Annotated in this window: 16 protein-coding genes; 8 read left to right on the top strand and 8 right to left on the bottom strand. The window is 61.5% G+C overall.

The features are described from left to right. Positions 1-12: 12 nt before the first annotated feature. From BS629_RS12235 to BS629_RS12215, 5 genes are read right to left on the bottom strand one after another with little or no spacing between them, the layout of a single operon-like run. Positions 13-1,719, bottom strand: a complete 1,707-nt coding sequence (locus BS629_RS12235; RefSeq protein ID WP_018243493.1) for a methyl-accepting chemotaxis protein — start codon at positions 1,717-1,719, stop codon at positions 13-15. A 33-nt stretch (positions 1,720-1,752) separates the two neighbouring features. Continuing rightward, positions 1,753-2,265: a chemotaxis protein CheW gene (locus BS629_RS12230; RefSeq protein WP_018243494.1), complete on the bottom strand. Its 513-nt coding sequence runs from the start codon at positions 2,263-2,265 to the stop codon at positions 1,753-1,755. Then, complete coding sequence (locus tag BS629_RS12225) at positions 2,262-4,301, bottom strand: chemotaxis protein CheA (protein WP_018243495.1); 2,040 nt, start codon at positions 4,299-4,301, stop codon at positions 2,262-2,264. Before BS629_RS12225 ends, BS629_RS12230 begins: the two co-directional genes overlap by 4 nt. Beyond that, the gene (locus tag BS629_RS12220; protein ID WP_003552634.1) at positions 4,298-4,666 is read right to left on the bottom strand and encodes a response regulator; all 369 of its coding nucleotides are present in this window, start codon (positions 4,664-4,666) and stop codon (positions 4,298-4,300) included. Before BS629_RS12220 ends, BS629_RS12225 begins: the two co-directional genes overlap by 4 nt. Beyond that, positions 4,663-4,992: an STAS domain-containing protein gene (locus BS629_RS12215; RefSeq protein ID WP_018243496.1), complete on the bottom strand. Its 330-nt coding sequence runs from the start codon at positions 4,990-4,992 to the stop codon at positions 4,663-4,665. The genes BS629_RS12220 and BS629_RS12215 overlap by 4 nt, the downstream gene beginning before the upstream one ends. 339 nt (positions 4,993-5,331) lie before the next feature. Here BS629_RS12215 and BS629_RS12210 point away from each other — a divergent pair, with 339 nt between their 5' ends. Further along, complete coding sequence (locus BS629_RS12210; protein ID WP_018243497.1) at positions 5,332-7,074, top strand: hypothetical protein; 1,743 nt, start codon at positions 5,332-5,334, stop codon at positions 7,072-7,074. A 15-nt stretch (positions 7,075-7,089) separates the two neighbouring features. Here the strand turns inward: BS629_RS12210 and BS629_RS12205 are convergent, their stop codons facing one another. Together BS629_RS12205 and BS629_RS12200 are read right to left on the bottom strand one after the other, a co-directional pair. Continuing rightward, a complete protein-coding gene (locus tag BS629_RS12205; RefSeq protein ID WP_018243498.1) occupies positions 7,090-8,172 on the bottom strand; it encodes a tetratricopeptide repeat protein in 1,083 nt (360 codons plus the stop codon). A gap of 10 nt (positions 8,173-8,182) precedes the next feature. After that, entirely contained in the window at positions 8,183-8,836 is a 654-nt protein-coding gene (locus tag BS629_RS12200) for a thiamine phosphate synthase (RefSeq protein WP_018243499.1), read from the bottom strand. Between the two features lie 107 nt (positions 8,837-8,943). Between BS629_RS12200 and BS629_RS12195 the strand changes: the two genes are divergently transcribed. Beyond that, positions 8,944-9,708 carry a sulfite exporter TauE/SafE family protein gene (locus BS629_RS12195; protein ID WP_018243500.1) on the top strand — a complete coding sequence of 255 codons (765 nt, stop codon included), beginning with the start codon at positions 8,944-8,946 and terminating at the stop codon, positions 9,706-9,708. 181 nt (positions 9,709-9,889) lie between these two features. Beyond that, positions 9,890-10,150 carry an ArsR/SmtB family transcription factor gene (locus BS629_RS12190; RefSeq protein ID WP_003542830.1) on the top strand — a complete coding sequence of 87 codons (261 nt, stop codon included), beginning with the start codon at positions 9,890-9,892 and terminating at the stop codon, positions 10,148-10,150. A 206-nt stretch (positions 10,151-10,356) separates the two neighbouring features. Here the strand turns inward: BS629_RS12190 and BS629_RS12185 are convergent, their stop codons facing one another. Beyond that, positions 10,357-10,530 (bottom strand): YdcH family protein, encoded by a 174-nt coding sequence (locus tag BS629_RS12185; protein WP_003542831.1) that lies wholly within the window; start codon positions 10,528-10,530, stop codon positions 10,357-10,359. A 228-nt stretch (positions 10,531-10,758) separates the two neighbouring features. Between BS629_RS12185 and BS629_RS12180 the strand changes: the two genes are divergently transcribed. From BS629_RS12180 to BS629_RS12160, 5 genes are all read left to right on the top strand, one after another. Then, the gene (locus BS629_RS12180) at positions 10,759-10,962 is read left to right on the top strand and encodes a YdcH family protein (RefSeq protein WP_017968168.1); all 204 of its coding nucleotides are present in this window, start codon (positions 10,759-10,761) and stop codon (positions 10,960-10,962) included. Between the two features lie 18 nt (positions 10,963-10,980). Next, positions 10,981-11,475, top strand: a complete 495-nt coding sequence (gene purE, locus BS629_RS12175; RefSeq protein ID WP_011653459.1) for a 5-(carboxyamino)imidazole ribonucleotide mutase — start codon at positions 10,981-10,983, stop codon at positions 11,473-11,475. After that, positions 11,472-12,548, top strand: coding sequence for a 5-(carboxyamino)imidazole ribonucleotide synthase (locus BS629_RS12170; protein ID WP_018243501.1), 1,077 nt, complete (start codon positions 11,472-11,474; stop codon positions 12,546-12,548). The genes purE and BS629_RS12170 overlap by 4 nt, the downstream gene beginning before the upstream one ends. A gap of 164 nt (positions 12,549-12,712) precedes the next feature. Continuing rightward, on the top strand, positions 12,713-12,838 hold the full coding sequence (ykgO, locus tag BS629_RS12165) for a type B 50S ribosomal protein L36 (RefSeq protein ID WP_003566454.1): 126 nt from the start codon (positions 12,713-12,715) through the stop codon (positions 12,836-12,838). Between the two features lie 111 nt (positions 12,839-12,949). Then, complete coding sequence (locus BS629_RS12160; protein ID WP_018243502.1) at positions 12,950-13,585, top strand: tetratricopeptide repeat protein; 636 nt, start codon at positions 12,950-12,952, stop codon at positions 13,583-13,585. Positions 13,586-13,701 lie beyond the last annotated feature (116 nt).

The following is a 13,701-nucleotide window of genomic DNA, read 5'->3' as shown; positions in this document are numbered from 1 at the left end:
CCCGGGGAGCGCTTATGCGCTCTCCCTGAAATCGTCATCGCTGGCATCCGGACCACCCATCGACATATCGAGAGCAAAGCCTTTGAGACGCTGCTGCTGAGCCGAAATCGTCTGGGCGCGGCCTTGGCTATGGGCCTGCGGGGCAGCCTTGCGGACAGCGGCCGGGGCCTTCACCTTGGCGGAAGCTTTTGGCTGCGCTTTGTTGGCGCCGGACCGCGCGCTGCCTGCCGTATCGACCTTGAAGAAGGCGATCGACGTCTGCAGCTCTTCGGCCTGGGAGGCGAGTTCCTCGGAGGTCGCCGACATCTGCTCGGAGGCGCCGGCGTTCTGCTGCGTCACCTTGTCGAGCTGCTGGATCGCTTCATTGATCTGCGAGGCGCCGATATCCTGTTCGCGGCAGGCGGCGCTGATCTCGGAGACCAGTTCGGCAGTCTTGCGGATGTCGGGCACCAGCCGGCCGAGCATGTCGCCGGCATCGGCGGCAGCCTTGACCGTGTCGCTCGACATCGAGCTGATTTCGGCAGCAGCCGATTGGCTGCGTTCGGCAAGTTTGCGCACCTCCGAAGCGACGACCGCAAAACCCTTGCCGTGCTCGCCGGCGCGTGCCGCTTCGACGGCGGCGTTGAGGGCGAGTAGATCGGTCTGGCGGGCGATTTCCTGGACGATGCCGATCTTCTGGGCGATCGTGCGCATAGCGTCGACGGCGCGCGTCACCGCTTCACCGCTGGCTTCCGCATCCTTGGCCGACTGGCGGGCGATTTTTTCGGTCTGCGCCGCATTGTCGGCGTTCTGCTTGATGTTGGCGGCCATCTCTTCCATCGAGGCGGAAGCCTCTTCGGCCGACGCCGCCTGTTCGGTAGCACCCTGCGAGACCTGTTCCGAGCTTGCCGAAAGCTGCTGGCTGCCGGAAGAGACGTTTTCGGCGGCCGACAGTGCGTCGGCGACGACGCCGCGCAGGCGTTCGATCATCGTGTTGACGTTGCCTAGAAGTTCGCCGATTTCGTCATGGCTGGTGATATCGGCCATCTTTGTCAGATCGCCTTCCGACACTTCGCGAACCACGGTGTTGGCACGGCTGAGGCCCTTGCTGATCGTGCTGGCGATCCAGAAGGCGGTAAAGGCAGCAATCAGCAGGGCGACCGCGGCGACCGCAACCATCATTGTGCGCGTCGTCGTGTATTGCGCTTCGGCGCCGTCGTCAGCAGCCTTCATGCGCTGCTTTTCAAGTGCCAGGATCTCGCTGAGCGTCGAGTCGATGTCGTTGGCAGCGGCGCGCGCCGTCGTGACGGAGATGGCATTTGCGCCTTCGGCATTGCCGGCCTTCACATATTCGCGGATCTGATCGTCGGCTCCATTGAAGGTCTTGGAAAGTTCGGCGATGCGGGCCCAACGCGCCTTGCCTTCTTCCGTTGCCAGCGCCAACACCTGGCTGAAGGCGTCGGCGAATTCCTTGCGAGCCTGATTGCCCTTGGCGATTGCCCCGGCCGTCTCGTCTGCGCTGCGGGCGGTGAGCAGGTTCTTCTGCTGGCGGATCGCCTCGAGCTGAGCGATGTTGATCTGCTGCGCGAAATCCAGGCGGGCTGCCGGGCCGGCGAGAAGCTTATCGATCGTGTCGTTCAGCGATCCAAGGCTGAAGACACCGTAGGCGGCAGTGCCCACGAGCATTACAATGATGAAGGTGAACGCGGTCACCAGTTTCGTCTTGATTGTCAGTCGCATGGTCCCCAAACCCCTCGTTGAATTCATCCAGCGTCAATTAGCGGCTCCCGCCGCGTCGTGCCTCGATGAAAAAATCGCCTGCAGATTAGGGAGAATGATGAATTCTCCGCCCCTCTTCACCAGGCAGTTGATGTAGTCGGCGCGCCAGCGCATGCCGATGCTCGGCGGTGCCTCGCTCGCGGACTTTGCAAGCGTCGTCACCTCGTTCACCTTGTCGGTTCTGAGGCCGACGAGCGTCTGCTCGCCCTGCAGATCGATCTCGATGACGATGATGCGGCTGTCGATCGTCGCCTCTGCTGCTTCCATCCCGAAGGCGAGACGCAGATCGGCGAGCGGAATGACCTTGCCGCGAAAGTTGATGACGCTGGCGACGAAGGGCTGGCTGCCCGGCACCGCGGTCTCAGGAAGCAGGTCCAGGATCTCCTGGACGATGACCGCTTCAAGTGCGAAGGTTTCGCCATTGAGATCAAAGGTCAGGACCTCGACTTCCTCGGCATAGCTCCAGTGATTGTCGAATCGTTCGGCCGTTGCTGCTGTTGCGCTCATCCTGCTACACGCAATTGCGCCTCCTGTTGTTGACCCGCGGCAACCAGGTGCCCGACGTCGAGAATGAGAGCGACGCTGCCGTCGCCGAGAATGGTGGCGCCCGAGAAGGTCGCGACGTTATTGTGCAGCTTCGACATCGACTTGATGACCGTCTGGTGGTCGCCGATGATCTGGTCAACGACGAGGCCGACGCGCTCCGTGCCGGTCGAGATGACGACGACCTTCTGATGCACATCGGGCTTGGTGCCGGTGCGGAAGAGGTCGCGCAGGCGCAGGAACGGCACCAGGCTGTCGCGCAGCGAGATGAAGCTGCGGCCGCGCGAGCGGAGATCTTCCTCGAGCGACAGTTCGAGGCATTCCTCGACCGCCGAAAGTGGGATGACGTAGCGGCCGGAACCGACGCGCACCAGCAGGCCGTCGATGATGGCGAGCGTCAGCGGGATGCGCAGCGACACTTCCGAACCCTGTCCCGGCATGCTGACGATGTCGATTGCGCCGCGGAGGGCTTCGACCGTCTTCTTGACCACGTCCATGCCGACGCCGCGGCCGGACAGATTGGTGATAGCTGCTGCCGTCGAGAAGCCGGGGGCGAAGATCAGCTGCAGCAGCTCTGAGTCGGAAAGCGGCTGGCCGGGCTGGATAAGGCCGGAGGATTCGGCCTTGGCGCGAACCCGTTCACGATTGATGCCGCGGCCGTCGTCCTTGATCGAGATGATCACCTCGCCGCCGGCCTGGCGGGCCGAAAGCGTCACCGTCCCGGCTTCGGTCTTGCCGGAGGCAAGCCGTTCGGCGGGCGTTTCGAGGCCATGATCAATCGAGTTGCGCACCAGATGCACCAGCGGATCGGCCAGACGCTCGATGACCGTCTTGTCGACTTCGGTGCTCTCGCCCTCCGTCACCAGCTCGATCACCTTGCCGGTCTCGCGGGCGAGATCGTGGACGAGGCGGCGGAAGCGGGAGAAGAGGGTGGCGACCGGCACCATGCGCAGCACCATCATCGTGTCGCGCAATTCGCCGGACAGGCGTTCGATTTCTTCCGAAACGGAACGCAGCGCGATATCGGTGCTGGCGCTGGCGAGCTGGCTGAGGCGCGACTGCGCGATGACGAGCTCGCCGACGCGGTCCATCAGCTCATCGAGACGTTCGGCCGGAACGCGGACATTCTCGGCCGCCTTTGCCTGGCTGACGACGGCGGGCGCCTCGCGCTTGGCGGGAACCGCCTCGACTGGACGGAATTCCGGGACGGCGGTCGATGTTGCGGCGACGGGGACAGGGGCAGCCCTTTCCTCGACCGGAGCGGCGGTTGCCGCTGCCGTATCACTGATCTCCTCGACGCTGAGTTCCATGTCATCGAGCACAAAGATGAAAACGTCGTCGATCGCTGAACGATCCTGCTCGCTGGTCAGCGTCACGTCCCAGGAAATATGGAGCTCCGTCGGAACCAGATCGTCGAGGGCCGGAATGGCCGAGGTGTTGGCGCGCACGCTGCATTCGCCGAGATCGCGCAGCTCGTCCAGCAGGCCGAGCGGGTTGGTGCCGTTGGCCATCGAATTGGCGGGCAGGCTGAAGCGGATGCGCCAGCTGTTCTTCATCTTCGCCGGTGCGTCGAGCACGGCCGCGGGCGGGGGAACAGCGGCGGGCGCTGCTGCAGCCGCCGCTTGCTTGCCACCGACGGCAGCCTGCAGCTGCGCCAGAAGCTTATTCCCGGTATCGCCGTGATCGGCATCCGGCTGGTCGACGAGGGCACGCATATGGTCCTGGGCGGCGAGAACGGCGGCGACGAGTTCACTGGTCGCCGCGACCTCGCCCTTGCGGACGCGGTCGAAGGCTGTTTCGCAATGATGGGTGAAGGCGGCGAGCGCCTCGAAACCGAACATCGCGCCGGAGCCCTTGAGCGTGTGGAGCCCGCGGAACACGGCGTCGACCAGATCCTTGTTGTCGAGCTGGTGGGTCAGGTCGAGAAGACCGGCCTCGATCGCTTCGAGGCATTCGGCAGCTTCCGTGCGGAATACGGCGACCGGATCGAGTGTACTCATCGTCCGAGAACCTTCTTCACGATCTTCACCAGACTTTCCGGGTCGAACGGCTTGGTCAGCCAGCCCGTCGCGCCGGCGGCCTTGGCGCGCGCCTTGAGATCGGCGTCCGATTCCGTCGTCAGGAAGATGATCGGAACGCCGGCCTGCGCCGGCAGCTTGCGCAGTTCCTCGATCATCGTCAGCCCGTCCATGACAGGCATGTTGAGATCGGTCACGATCAGATCGAAGCTGCTGCCCTTGGCGGTCGCGAGGCCCTCTGCCCCATTGACCGCCTCGGTGACGCTATAGCCGGCATTGGTCAGCGTGACCTTGGTGGTCAAACGAATGCTGGCGGAATCGTCGACGGTCAGGATATTTGCACTCATAACGTCACCTCTTTATGCAACCAGAAATTTGCGTCTTCTTGATCGAAGGATTCGATGAAACCTGCGCGCTCAAGTACCTTCAAGACCGATCCATTGGCCGGCGAAGAAAGCTTGAACGTCTTTCCCTTGGATTTTGCTTGGTGGCGCGAGGATTCGATAAGTTGAACGAAACTCAGATCCGCTTCCGCACCTTCTGGAATGCTGACGATGATTGTATCGCGACTATGAAATGCATCATTAAACTTGGAATATAGTTCGCTCACGTTACGAATGCTGAGCACGTCCGGCAAATTTATAGATTCGTAATATTGTTTCTGAGTATCCAATGCAGCCTCCTGGGCCAGAAAATACTTGACGACCCTAAAAGGACTCTCACGGCAGCGTTAATGCAGGGTAAACAGCGGTTGTAGGAAACTGCCGTCTAGCGCGTTCCGCGACTCCCAATTCTCATCCGGGATAAGTTGTATTTTTTTCTCAAAATTTAGAAATAAATAAAATAAAAACAATATGTTGAATCATCAAGTCGAGCGTTAGGCTTTCAGCGACACGCCATCGACATCTTTCGTTAATCACAACGCTGGCGAGTCCGGCGCGTTTACCGGACGTTTCCATCCTGCCCGTAAAAATAGAGTTGAATTGCCTGGATTTTAAGAAAAGGTATAAAAGTGGCACACGCTCTGGTATCACCGAACGCTGCAGCCTCCACATCAGGACGGGACATCAGCCAGACCCTGGAATCCGCCCGCGGCCAAGTCGAGGAACGGTTCCTCGAAGGCGGCACCGTGCTGTTGTCGGTGATGGATGTCCTCAACCGTCTGTTGAACTCGCTCGAGAGTGTCACCACGACGCTCGACAACAAGGATGCGAGCGACACCAGCGCCGATCTTCGCGCCACGGTCGAGAGCTTGACGGCGCTGCCGGTCACCGAGGAAAACCGCCAGCAGGCGCTCGTCTCGCTGGCGCATACCGGCAGGGAGCTGCGCAAGCACGTCTCCGACATGCAGGAGACGATGCGTTATCTCAGAACCTTCGCCGTGACTGTGAAGATCACCGGTGCCGGCCTTGCCGAATTCGCCGGCTTCGCCCAGGAGATCCTGGAGCGCATCTATTCCGGCACCGATGAGGTCAACCGTTTCGCCACGCATCTCGACAGTCTCGATAAGGAGGTCAAGCTCGCCACCTCCTTTGGCGCCAGCGTTTCCAAGGGTTATGCCGATACCGTTCCGGCCGTCGCCGGAGCCCTGCGCGATGATGCCGCCAAGATCGCCGAACATCGCAAGGATCTCGGCGTCATCGCCCGCGAGGTCGGCGCGATTGCGCGCGCCGTCCAGAGCAAGGTCGCCTCGACGCTGTCTGCCCTGCAGATCGGCGATATCACCCGCCAGCGTATCGAGCATGTGCAGGCCACCTTTTCGCTGCTTGAGGATTTCTTTGCCGGCGAGGATGGCGCCAGCCTCGACGCCGGCGCGCGCCAGCGCCTCCAGAACGTCATTCACCACCTGACCGCAGCGCAGATGAGCGACATGTGCGCAAATTTCCAGCGGGATTCTGAGAACGTCGTCAAGACGATCGCGAGTTTCGACCACGACATGCGAGAGATCCTCAAGCTGCGCGATCAGATGAGCGGTCAGAGCGGCGAGGCCGGCGGCAACTTCATGCGCGCGCTGGAATCCAGCGTTTCGGCCGCCCACGAAATCGTCAAGCAGGTCGACACGGCAAGCCGCCAGGCCGATCAGGTGAGCCAGTCGACGATCGGCACGGCCGCCAAGCTCTCCGAAGCGATCGGCAACATCCGCGCCGTCAAGACCGACATTCACTATATGGCTTTGAATACCAACCTGCGCTGCAGCCGCCTCGGCGAGGAAGGCAAGTCGATCAACGTCGTCACCGCCGAACTGCGCATCTTCGCCGGCAAGCTCGATGATTCCGCCGACGCCATCGTCAACGGCCTGCCGGCGCTCGAAGCCGCAGCCGGGCGCGTCGCCCCCGCCACGGATGCCGGAGCCGGCAGCCTGGGAGAAAGCCTGACGTCGGCCGTCGGCAACATCCGCTCTGCAGCCAACGTGATGGAAAACGAATTGAAGGTGCTCGCCGAGAACGGTCGCGAGGTCGCCACCAAGATCAGCCTGCTGATCGGCAAACTCGATTTCCAGCATGATCTCGGTGAAGTCCTTGCCGGCTGCGCCGATCTGCTCGAAGGCGTCGCCGGCACTGAGGTCGCCGATATCTCCGATCTCGCAGAAACGATCGCGCCGCTCGACCGCAAGATCTTCAAGCACTACACGATGGTCCAGGAGCGCAACATTCATCGCGACATCATCCCGGCAAGCGAGGACACCACCCCCGCCCCGGCCGAGACCGCCAAAGCCGAAAACGATGAAGACCTCTTCGCCGATGCGCTTTTCTAAGTTGGGATACGGTCGCTATCGCCGCCGGAACTTGTTGGCGGCCTCGATCGCCGCCTTCTGCTGATCGTCCTCAATGCCGAGATAGAAATCCTCGAGCGACGGATCGGCAAGCCCGGCCCGGCGCGACAGCACGTACCACTTCGCCGCCTCGACCGGATTGGGCGGCGTGCCGATCGCATTGATATAGAGATGGGCGAGCTTGTTCTGCGCGACGACGTTGCCGCCATTGGCGGCAAGTTTCAGCCATTCGAAACCCTTGACGTAATCCTTCGGCCCACCGACGCCGTTGACCAGCCAGATGCCGAGATCGAGCTGGGCCGTGTCGAAACCGGCGCGCGCTGCACGTGCCATCCACTCGCGGGCAAGCTTTTTCTTTTCCTCCGGCAGGTCCTTCAGCGTCGCATAGATCTGCGCTACGGCATATTGCGAATCGGCAATGCCCTGCTCGGCTGATTTCTCGTAGAACGGCAGGGCGAGCTTCAGTCCCTTCTCGCCGGGATTGTCGGCGACGAGAAGCTGCGCCCAGTTGAATTCCGCCGAAGGATTGCCGCCCTCGGCCGCCTTGTGCATGTACTCGTCGGCCTTGACCTTGTCACGCGGCACGCCCTCGCCTTCCATCAGGATCAGCGCATATTTGAACATGGCCGCCGCATCGCCGCCTTCGGCCGCCTTGCCGTACCAGAAGGCAGCATTCTTCACGTCCTTCTTGACGCCGAGACCCTGCGAGAGGATTTCGCCGATCAGCGTCTGCGCCGCCGGATCGCCCAGCTGGGCGCGCGGCAGCGCCTTGTCCATTGCCGTCAGGTAATAACCGCGTTGGAAGGCGCCGTAAGCTTCATCGATCGGCCCCTTGTAATCCTTCTCCGGCGGCAGATCCGGCAACTTCGCACCCATGCGGTCGAACACGCCGACGCCATCGGAGGGCCCGACGTCCGAGGCGGAGGGCCGGTCCGTGCGGAAGGTCGAAGCCGGCGCTGTACCCGGCTGGCTGATGACGCTGTCCGGCGCCTGCGCCAGGGCGACATTCGGCCCGGCCGCAACGAGGGCGGTCACGCTGGCAAGGATATATTTCAAAGGGCGGGCGGGCAGGATCGGCATGAGCGCGATTTCAATCCTCAAACCGTGGCGCTTTTTCGTCAAGCAACGCGTTGATTTCGGCAACGACCGACGGCGCCCGGCCGGGCTCACCAAAGACCGCCAGCCGCAGCGCCACGAACTCCGCACCAGTCTCGGCGACGGCGAGCGCCGAGGCCGGATCAGTGCCGCCCATGACGATGCAGGGAATCTCGATCATCGAGGCCCACCATTCGCCGAGCGCAAGGTTCTTCGGATGCGCCTCCGGCTTGATGTCGCCATCGAGCTTGCCGAAGAAGATATAGTCCGGCCTGACTTCGCCGATCTCCAGCGCATGGTGCCGGTCGGCCGCGTTGCCACCGCCGACGATCAGCTTCGGCGCATGTTTGTCGATCGCTTCCGAAAGCGCCTCGGCATTGCTGGAAAGGTGCAGGCCATCGGCCTTTGCCCGGCCTGCGACACGGCTGTCACCTGCAATCAGCGCGGCTGCTCCAGCATTCTGGATCAATGGCACCAGCTTTTCGGCATGTTTCTGGAAGGTGCCGTCGTCGAGCCCGTATTGCGGCACGATCACCGAGGCGACATCGCCGCCCTTCAGCGCATCGGCGACGATCTTTGCCTGTTCATCGGCATCGGCGATATCAGGCACGATGAGCACAAGGCGGCAGCGATTTTCCGGTTCGGTCATGAGGTCTTTCCGTTTCCGGCGAATTCCCCTTCGAAATGAGGGATCCGCACTCGTTTTGTGTGAGTAGTTCCGTTAGACGAGGCTTGCAAGAGGAGGACGTCGAAAGCATGCCGCAGGATTTGTCATTCTATTACGCCGCCGTGCCCGCCGTTCTGCTGGTGGGGCTCGCAAAGGGCGGCATGGGCGACGCTTTGTCGCTGATCGGCTTGCCCTTCCTCGCCCTCGTCGTCTCACCGGTCGAGGCGGCGGCCATCCTGCTGCCGATCCTGGTCTTCATGGACATGATCTCGCTCGTCATCTGGCGCAAACATGGCGACTGGGCGACGCTGAAGATCATGCTGCCGGGCGCCGTCTTCGGTATCGCGCTGGGCTGGGCGACCTCGGCCCTGGTTCCGGGCAACATGCTGCGCATCGTCATCGGCGCGGTGACCATCCTCTTCTGCCTGCGCTATTTCTGGAACAATTTCGGCCCCGGCGCCGGCAAGGTGATCCCGCCGCGCGGCCAGCGGCCGGTGGCTGCCAGCCTCTGGGGGACATTTTCCGGTTACGGCAGCTTCGTCGCCCATGCCGGCGGTGCGCCCTTCCAAATCTATGCCCTGCCGCTCAAATTGCAGCCGCGCGAATATACCGGCACCAGCGTGCGCTTCTTCGCGATCCTCAACGCCATCAAGCTGATCCCCTATTTTGCACTCGGCCAGCTCGATACCCAGAACCTTGCGACCTCCGCGACGCTTCTGCCCTTTGCCCCGCTCGCCACCATTGCCGGCGCGTGGTGCGTGCGCCGCATGAGGCCACAGATCTTCTATCCCTTCATGTATGCAATGGCGCTGATCGCCGCCTTCCTGATCGTGCGCGAGGGCCTTGGCTGGTAGAAACAACTAAAGCATGTCGCGCAAAACTGTGCAGCGGTTTTGCGATAACGACTGGCGTAAAAACAAAGACCGAAAGCGCAAGGCGCGACTCTGAAAGATCGCGACGCGCTTTGGAAACCACGGCACGCTGCAATGCACAATTTCCTTGCTGGCGCGGCCGGTTTGACGTAGCGTTCCTGCCATGTCGAACACGGACCCTTTCTCTGCGATTGCCGATCCGAACCGGCGGTTTCTGCTGGAGGAATTGCGTCGCGCGCCACGGACGGTCAATGAGCTCGCCGAGGGCCTGCCGATCAGCCGCCCTGCTGTTTCGCAGCATCTGAAGGCGCTACTCGACAGCAATCTCGTCTCCGTGACCTCGGAAGGCACCAAACGTATCTATACGGTCAACAACCGCGGCTTCGACAAGCTCAATTTGTGGCTGGATCAGTTTTGGGCCTGAGGCAGGTCCCCATAAGATCTGGGGATACGATGCGAATCATAAGAACGCGATGTGAGACGTGGCGGACCCAAAAGCGCCAGCCACGATGCCGGATGCATCGGACTGGCGCAAATCTGGTGTCAAATCACCGGTTCTTGCTAATTTTTGGCGGAATGGATGGATTTACCTTGTTGCGCAAGATGATCGCCCGGCGACCCTTGGGAAGATTAGTGGACGGATGACTTAAGACGCTGAATCTCGTCCTTGATGCGCAGCTTGCGGCGCTTGCATTCGGCAAGTTCCGTATCGGAAATAGAGGGAGATGTTCTGAGCGCGTGCAACTCCTCCTCGAGAGCAACATGCTTTTTCTGGAGTGACTCAAGATGAGCTTGAACAGTCATATGACCCTTCCTTCCTCTTTACCCTCCCCGGCCATCATCGTCGGGGATCAAGGTGTCAACGGCCGGACTGTGACATATTTTTGAAGGCTTGTCGAAGGCCAAAAGATGGAGACTGGATGGCAATTTCATGATCAAGACTAACTAGCCGTTACCTGTATTTGGTGATAGGAGCTTGCGGAAATCATCGGCAGATCGGACAAGGTCCAGGGACGGTAACGGGGAATGCATATGGCCGATCAGGAACAGGCGGAAATCAGGCTCACGGTGGCGCGTCTGCGTCAGGAGCACGAGGATTTCGATGCCGCGATCAACGCCATGATCCAGACCGGATGCGATGCTCTGCGGATCCAGCGTATGAAAAAGAAAAAGCTCGTCATCAAGGACAGGCTCTCCAAGCTGGAAGATCAGATCATCCCTGACATCATCGCCTGAGAGGGAATAGCAGCAACGATGACAGACAGACCACCCGTCGCCATCATCATGGGCAGCCAGTCCGACTGGGAGACCATGAAAAACGCCGCCGACACGCTGGAGGCGCTTGAGATCCCTTATGATGCGCGCATCATTTCGGCGCACCGCACAGTGGACCGATTGGTCAATTTCGCCAAGGGCGCACGTGCGGAGGGCTTCAAGGTCATCATCGCCGGCGCCGGCGGCGCTGCCCACCTGCCGGGCATGACCGCCGCGATGACACCGCTGCCGGTTTTCGGCGTGCCGGTCCAGTCGAAAGCCCTGTCCGGCCAGGACAGCCTCCTTTCCATCGTGCAGATGCCGGCAGGTATTCCTGTGGGCACGCTTGCCATCGGCAAGGCCGGCGCGGTCAACGCCGCCCTTCTCGCCGCCGCCGTGCTTGCCCTTTCCGACGAAGAAATCGCCGACCGGCTCGACGAATGGCGCGAGCGCCAGAGTGCTGCCGTCGCCGAATACCCGATGGACGACCTATGACGGCAAGAACGATCGGCATTATCGGCGGCGGCCAGCTCGGCCGCATGCTGGCGATTGCCGCCGCCCGGTTGAATTTTCGCACGGTCATCCTCGAGCCGCAGCCGGACTGCCCGGCCGCCCAGCTCGCCAACCGGCAGATTACCGCCGCCTACGACGATCCCGCCGCGCTGGCCGAACTCGCCGATATCTGCGATGTCGTCACCTACGAATTCGAAAACGTGCCCGTCGCGGCCGCCGAAAGGCTCTCGGCGACCGTGTCGGTTTATCCGCCGCCGAAGGCGCTGGAAGCCGCCCAGGACCGCCTCGTCGAAAAGCGCTTTCTCAATGACTGCGGCATATCAACCGCCCGCTTCCACGCGATCGACAGCCAGGCCGATCTCGAGACGGCACTGAAGGATTTCGGCGGCCAGGGCGTGCTGAAGACCCGGCGTCTCGGTTATGACGGCAAGGGCCAGAAGGTTTTCCGCTCGGCCGCCGACAACCCGGATGGCGCCTATGCCGCACTCGGCGGCGTGCCGCTCATCCTCGAAAGTTTCGTCGCTTTCGAGCGCGAGGTCTCGATCATCGCTGCGCGGGCCACCGACGGGACGGTCGTCTGCTTCGATCCCGCCGAGAACGTGCACCGCAACGGCATCCTCCATACCTCGACGGTTCCCGCCGCGATCTCTGCAGCGACGGCGGACTCGGCGCGCCAATCTGCCGAAAAGATCCTTGCCGCGTTGAACTACGTCGGCGTCATCGGCATCGAATTCTTCGTGCTGGCCGATGGCGGCCTGATCGCCAACGAGATGGCGCCGCGTGTGCACAACTCCGGTCACTGGACGGAAGCCGCCTGCGTCGTCAGCCAGTTCGAGCAGCATATCCGGGCCGTCGCCGGCCTGCCGCTCGGCAGTGCCGAACGGCATTCCGACTGCATCCTGCAGAACCTGATCGGCGACGATATCCTTGCCGTTCCCGACTGGTTGCGGCGCCCCGACACGCTGGTTCATCTCTATGGCAAGACCGAGTGGCGCCCCGGCCGCAAGATGGGTCACGTCACCACCTTGACGCCGAAATCGCTGGTTTTGGCCTGAGAAAACACCCTTGTGCCTTGGGAAAAACACCTTCATGTGGTTGACACGGAAAAGGTGACGAGGTATCTGCTCCCCCACCTAAACAGCGCGCCCGATGGCGCGCTTTTGATTGTTAAAGATACGGGCGAATGTGAATTCCCCCATAGAGATCGCGGATCAGAAAAATGAAGATCAAGAATTCGCTCAAGTCGCTCAAGGCTCGTCACCGTGACAACCGTCTGGTTCGCCGCAAGGGCCGCATCTACATCATCAACAAGCTGAACCCGCGCTTCAAGGCTCGTCAGGGCTGATTTCGCGCGTCCGGATCGCCTTGCCGCGCAGGTTACGCCGGCAGATATATCCGGTGGGTCGCTGCGGCGATCACGTCAAATTTGTTTGATCTTCGGCGTTGGCGGGCTAATATGTCCGCCATGCGCTTTTTTGCTTTGACGTCAGCGGCACTGCCGCTCGCCCTCATCCTGCTCACCTCCCCCTTTCCGGCCGCCGCCGCGGAGCAGTCGGCTGCCGCGACGAAAAAGGATGTCATCGTCGAGCAGACGGATGTCAACGGTTCGCCCAAGCAGCACCTCGACCAGCTCTTCAGCCAGTTGAAGCGTGAACGCGACCCCGACAAGGCCAGCGGCATCGCCAATGAAATCCGCATGGAATGGAACGATTCCGGCAGTGCCACCGTCAATCTGCTGATGCAGTGGGCCGACAAGGCGATCGAGGAAAAGCGCAATCCCGCTGCCCTCGATTTCCTCGATGAGGCGATCGCGCTGAAACCCGATTATGCCGAAAGCTGGAACCGCCGCGCCACGCTGAATTTCGTCATGGGCAATTACCGCAAGTCGATGTCCGACATCGAACGTGTGCTCGATCTCGAACCGCGCCATTTCGGCGCGCTCTCCGGCATGGCAGCGATCCTCAGCAATTCCGGCAACGACCAGCTGACCTTGAAGGCTTGGGAGCGTTTCCTCGATGTCTATCCCGCCGAACGCACTGCGCAGGAACAGGTCAACACGCTGGCGGAAAAACTCGCCGGCAATCGCACCTGATTCCCGGGCTGATATCTTGACGTCGGATCGTGCCGCGCAATTTAAAGCATGTCGCGCAGAAGTGTGCAGCGGTTTGCGATAGCGACATGCGTAAAACAAAGACCTGAGCGCGACGC

This window comes from Rhizobium leguminosarum bv. viciae USDA 2370 (assembly GCF_002008365.1).
GTDB classification, from domain to species: Bacteria; Pseudomonadota; Alphaproteobacteria; order Rhizobiales; family Rhizobiaceae; genus Rhizobium; species Rhizobium leguminosarum.
Note: the sequence above shows the minus strand (reverse complement) of the source record. Positions and strands in the feature narration are given on the sequence as shown.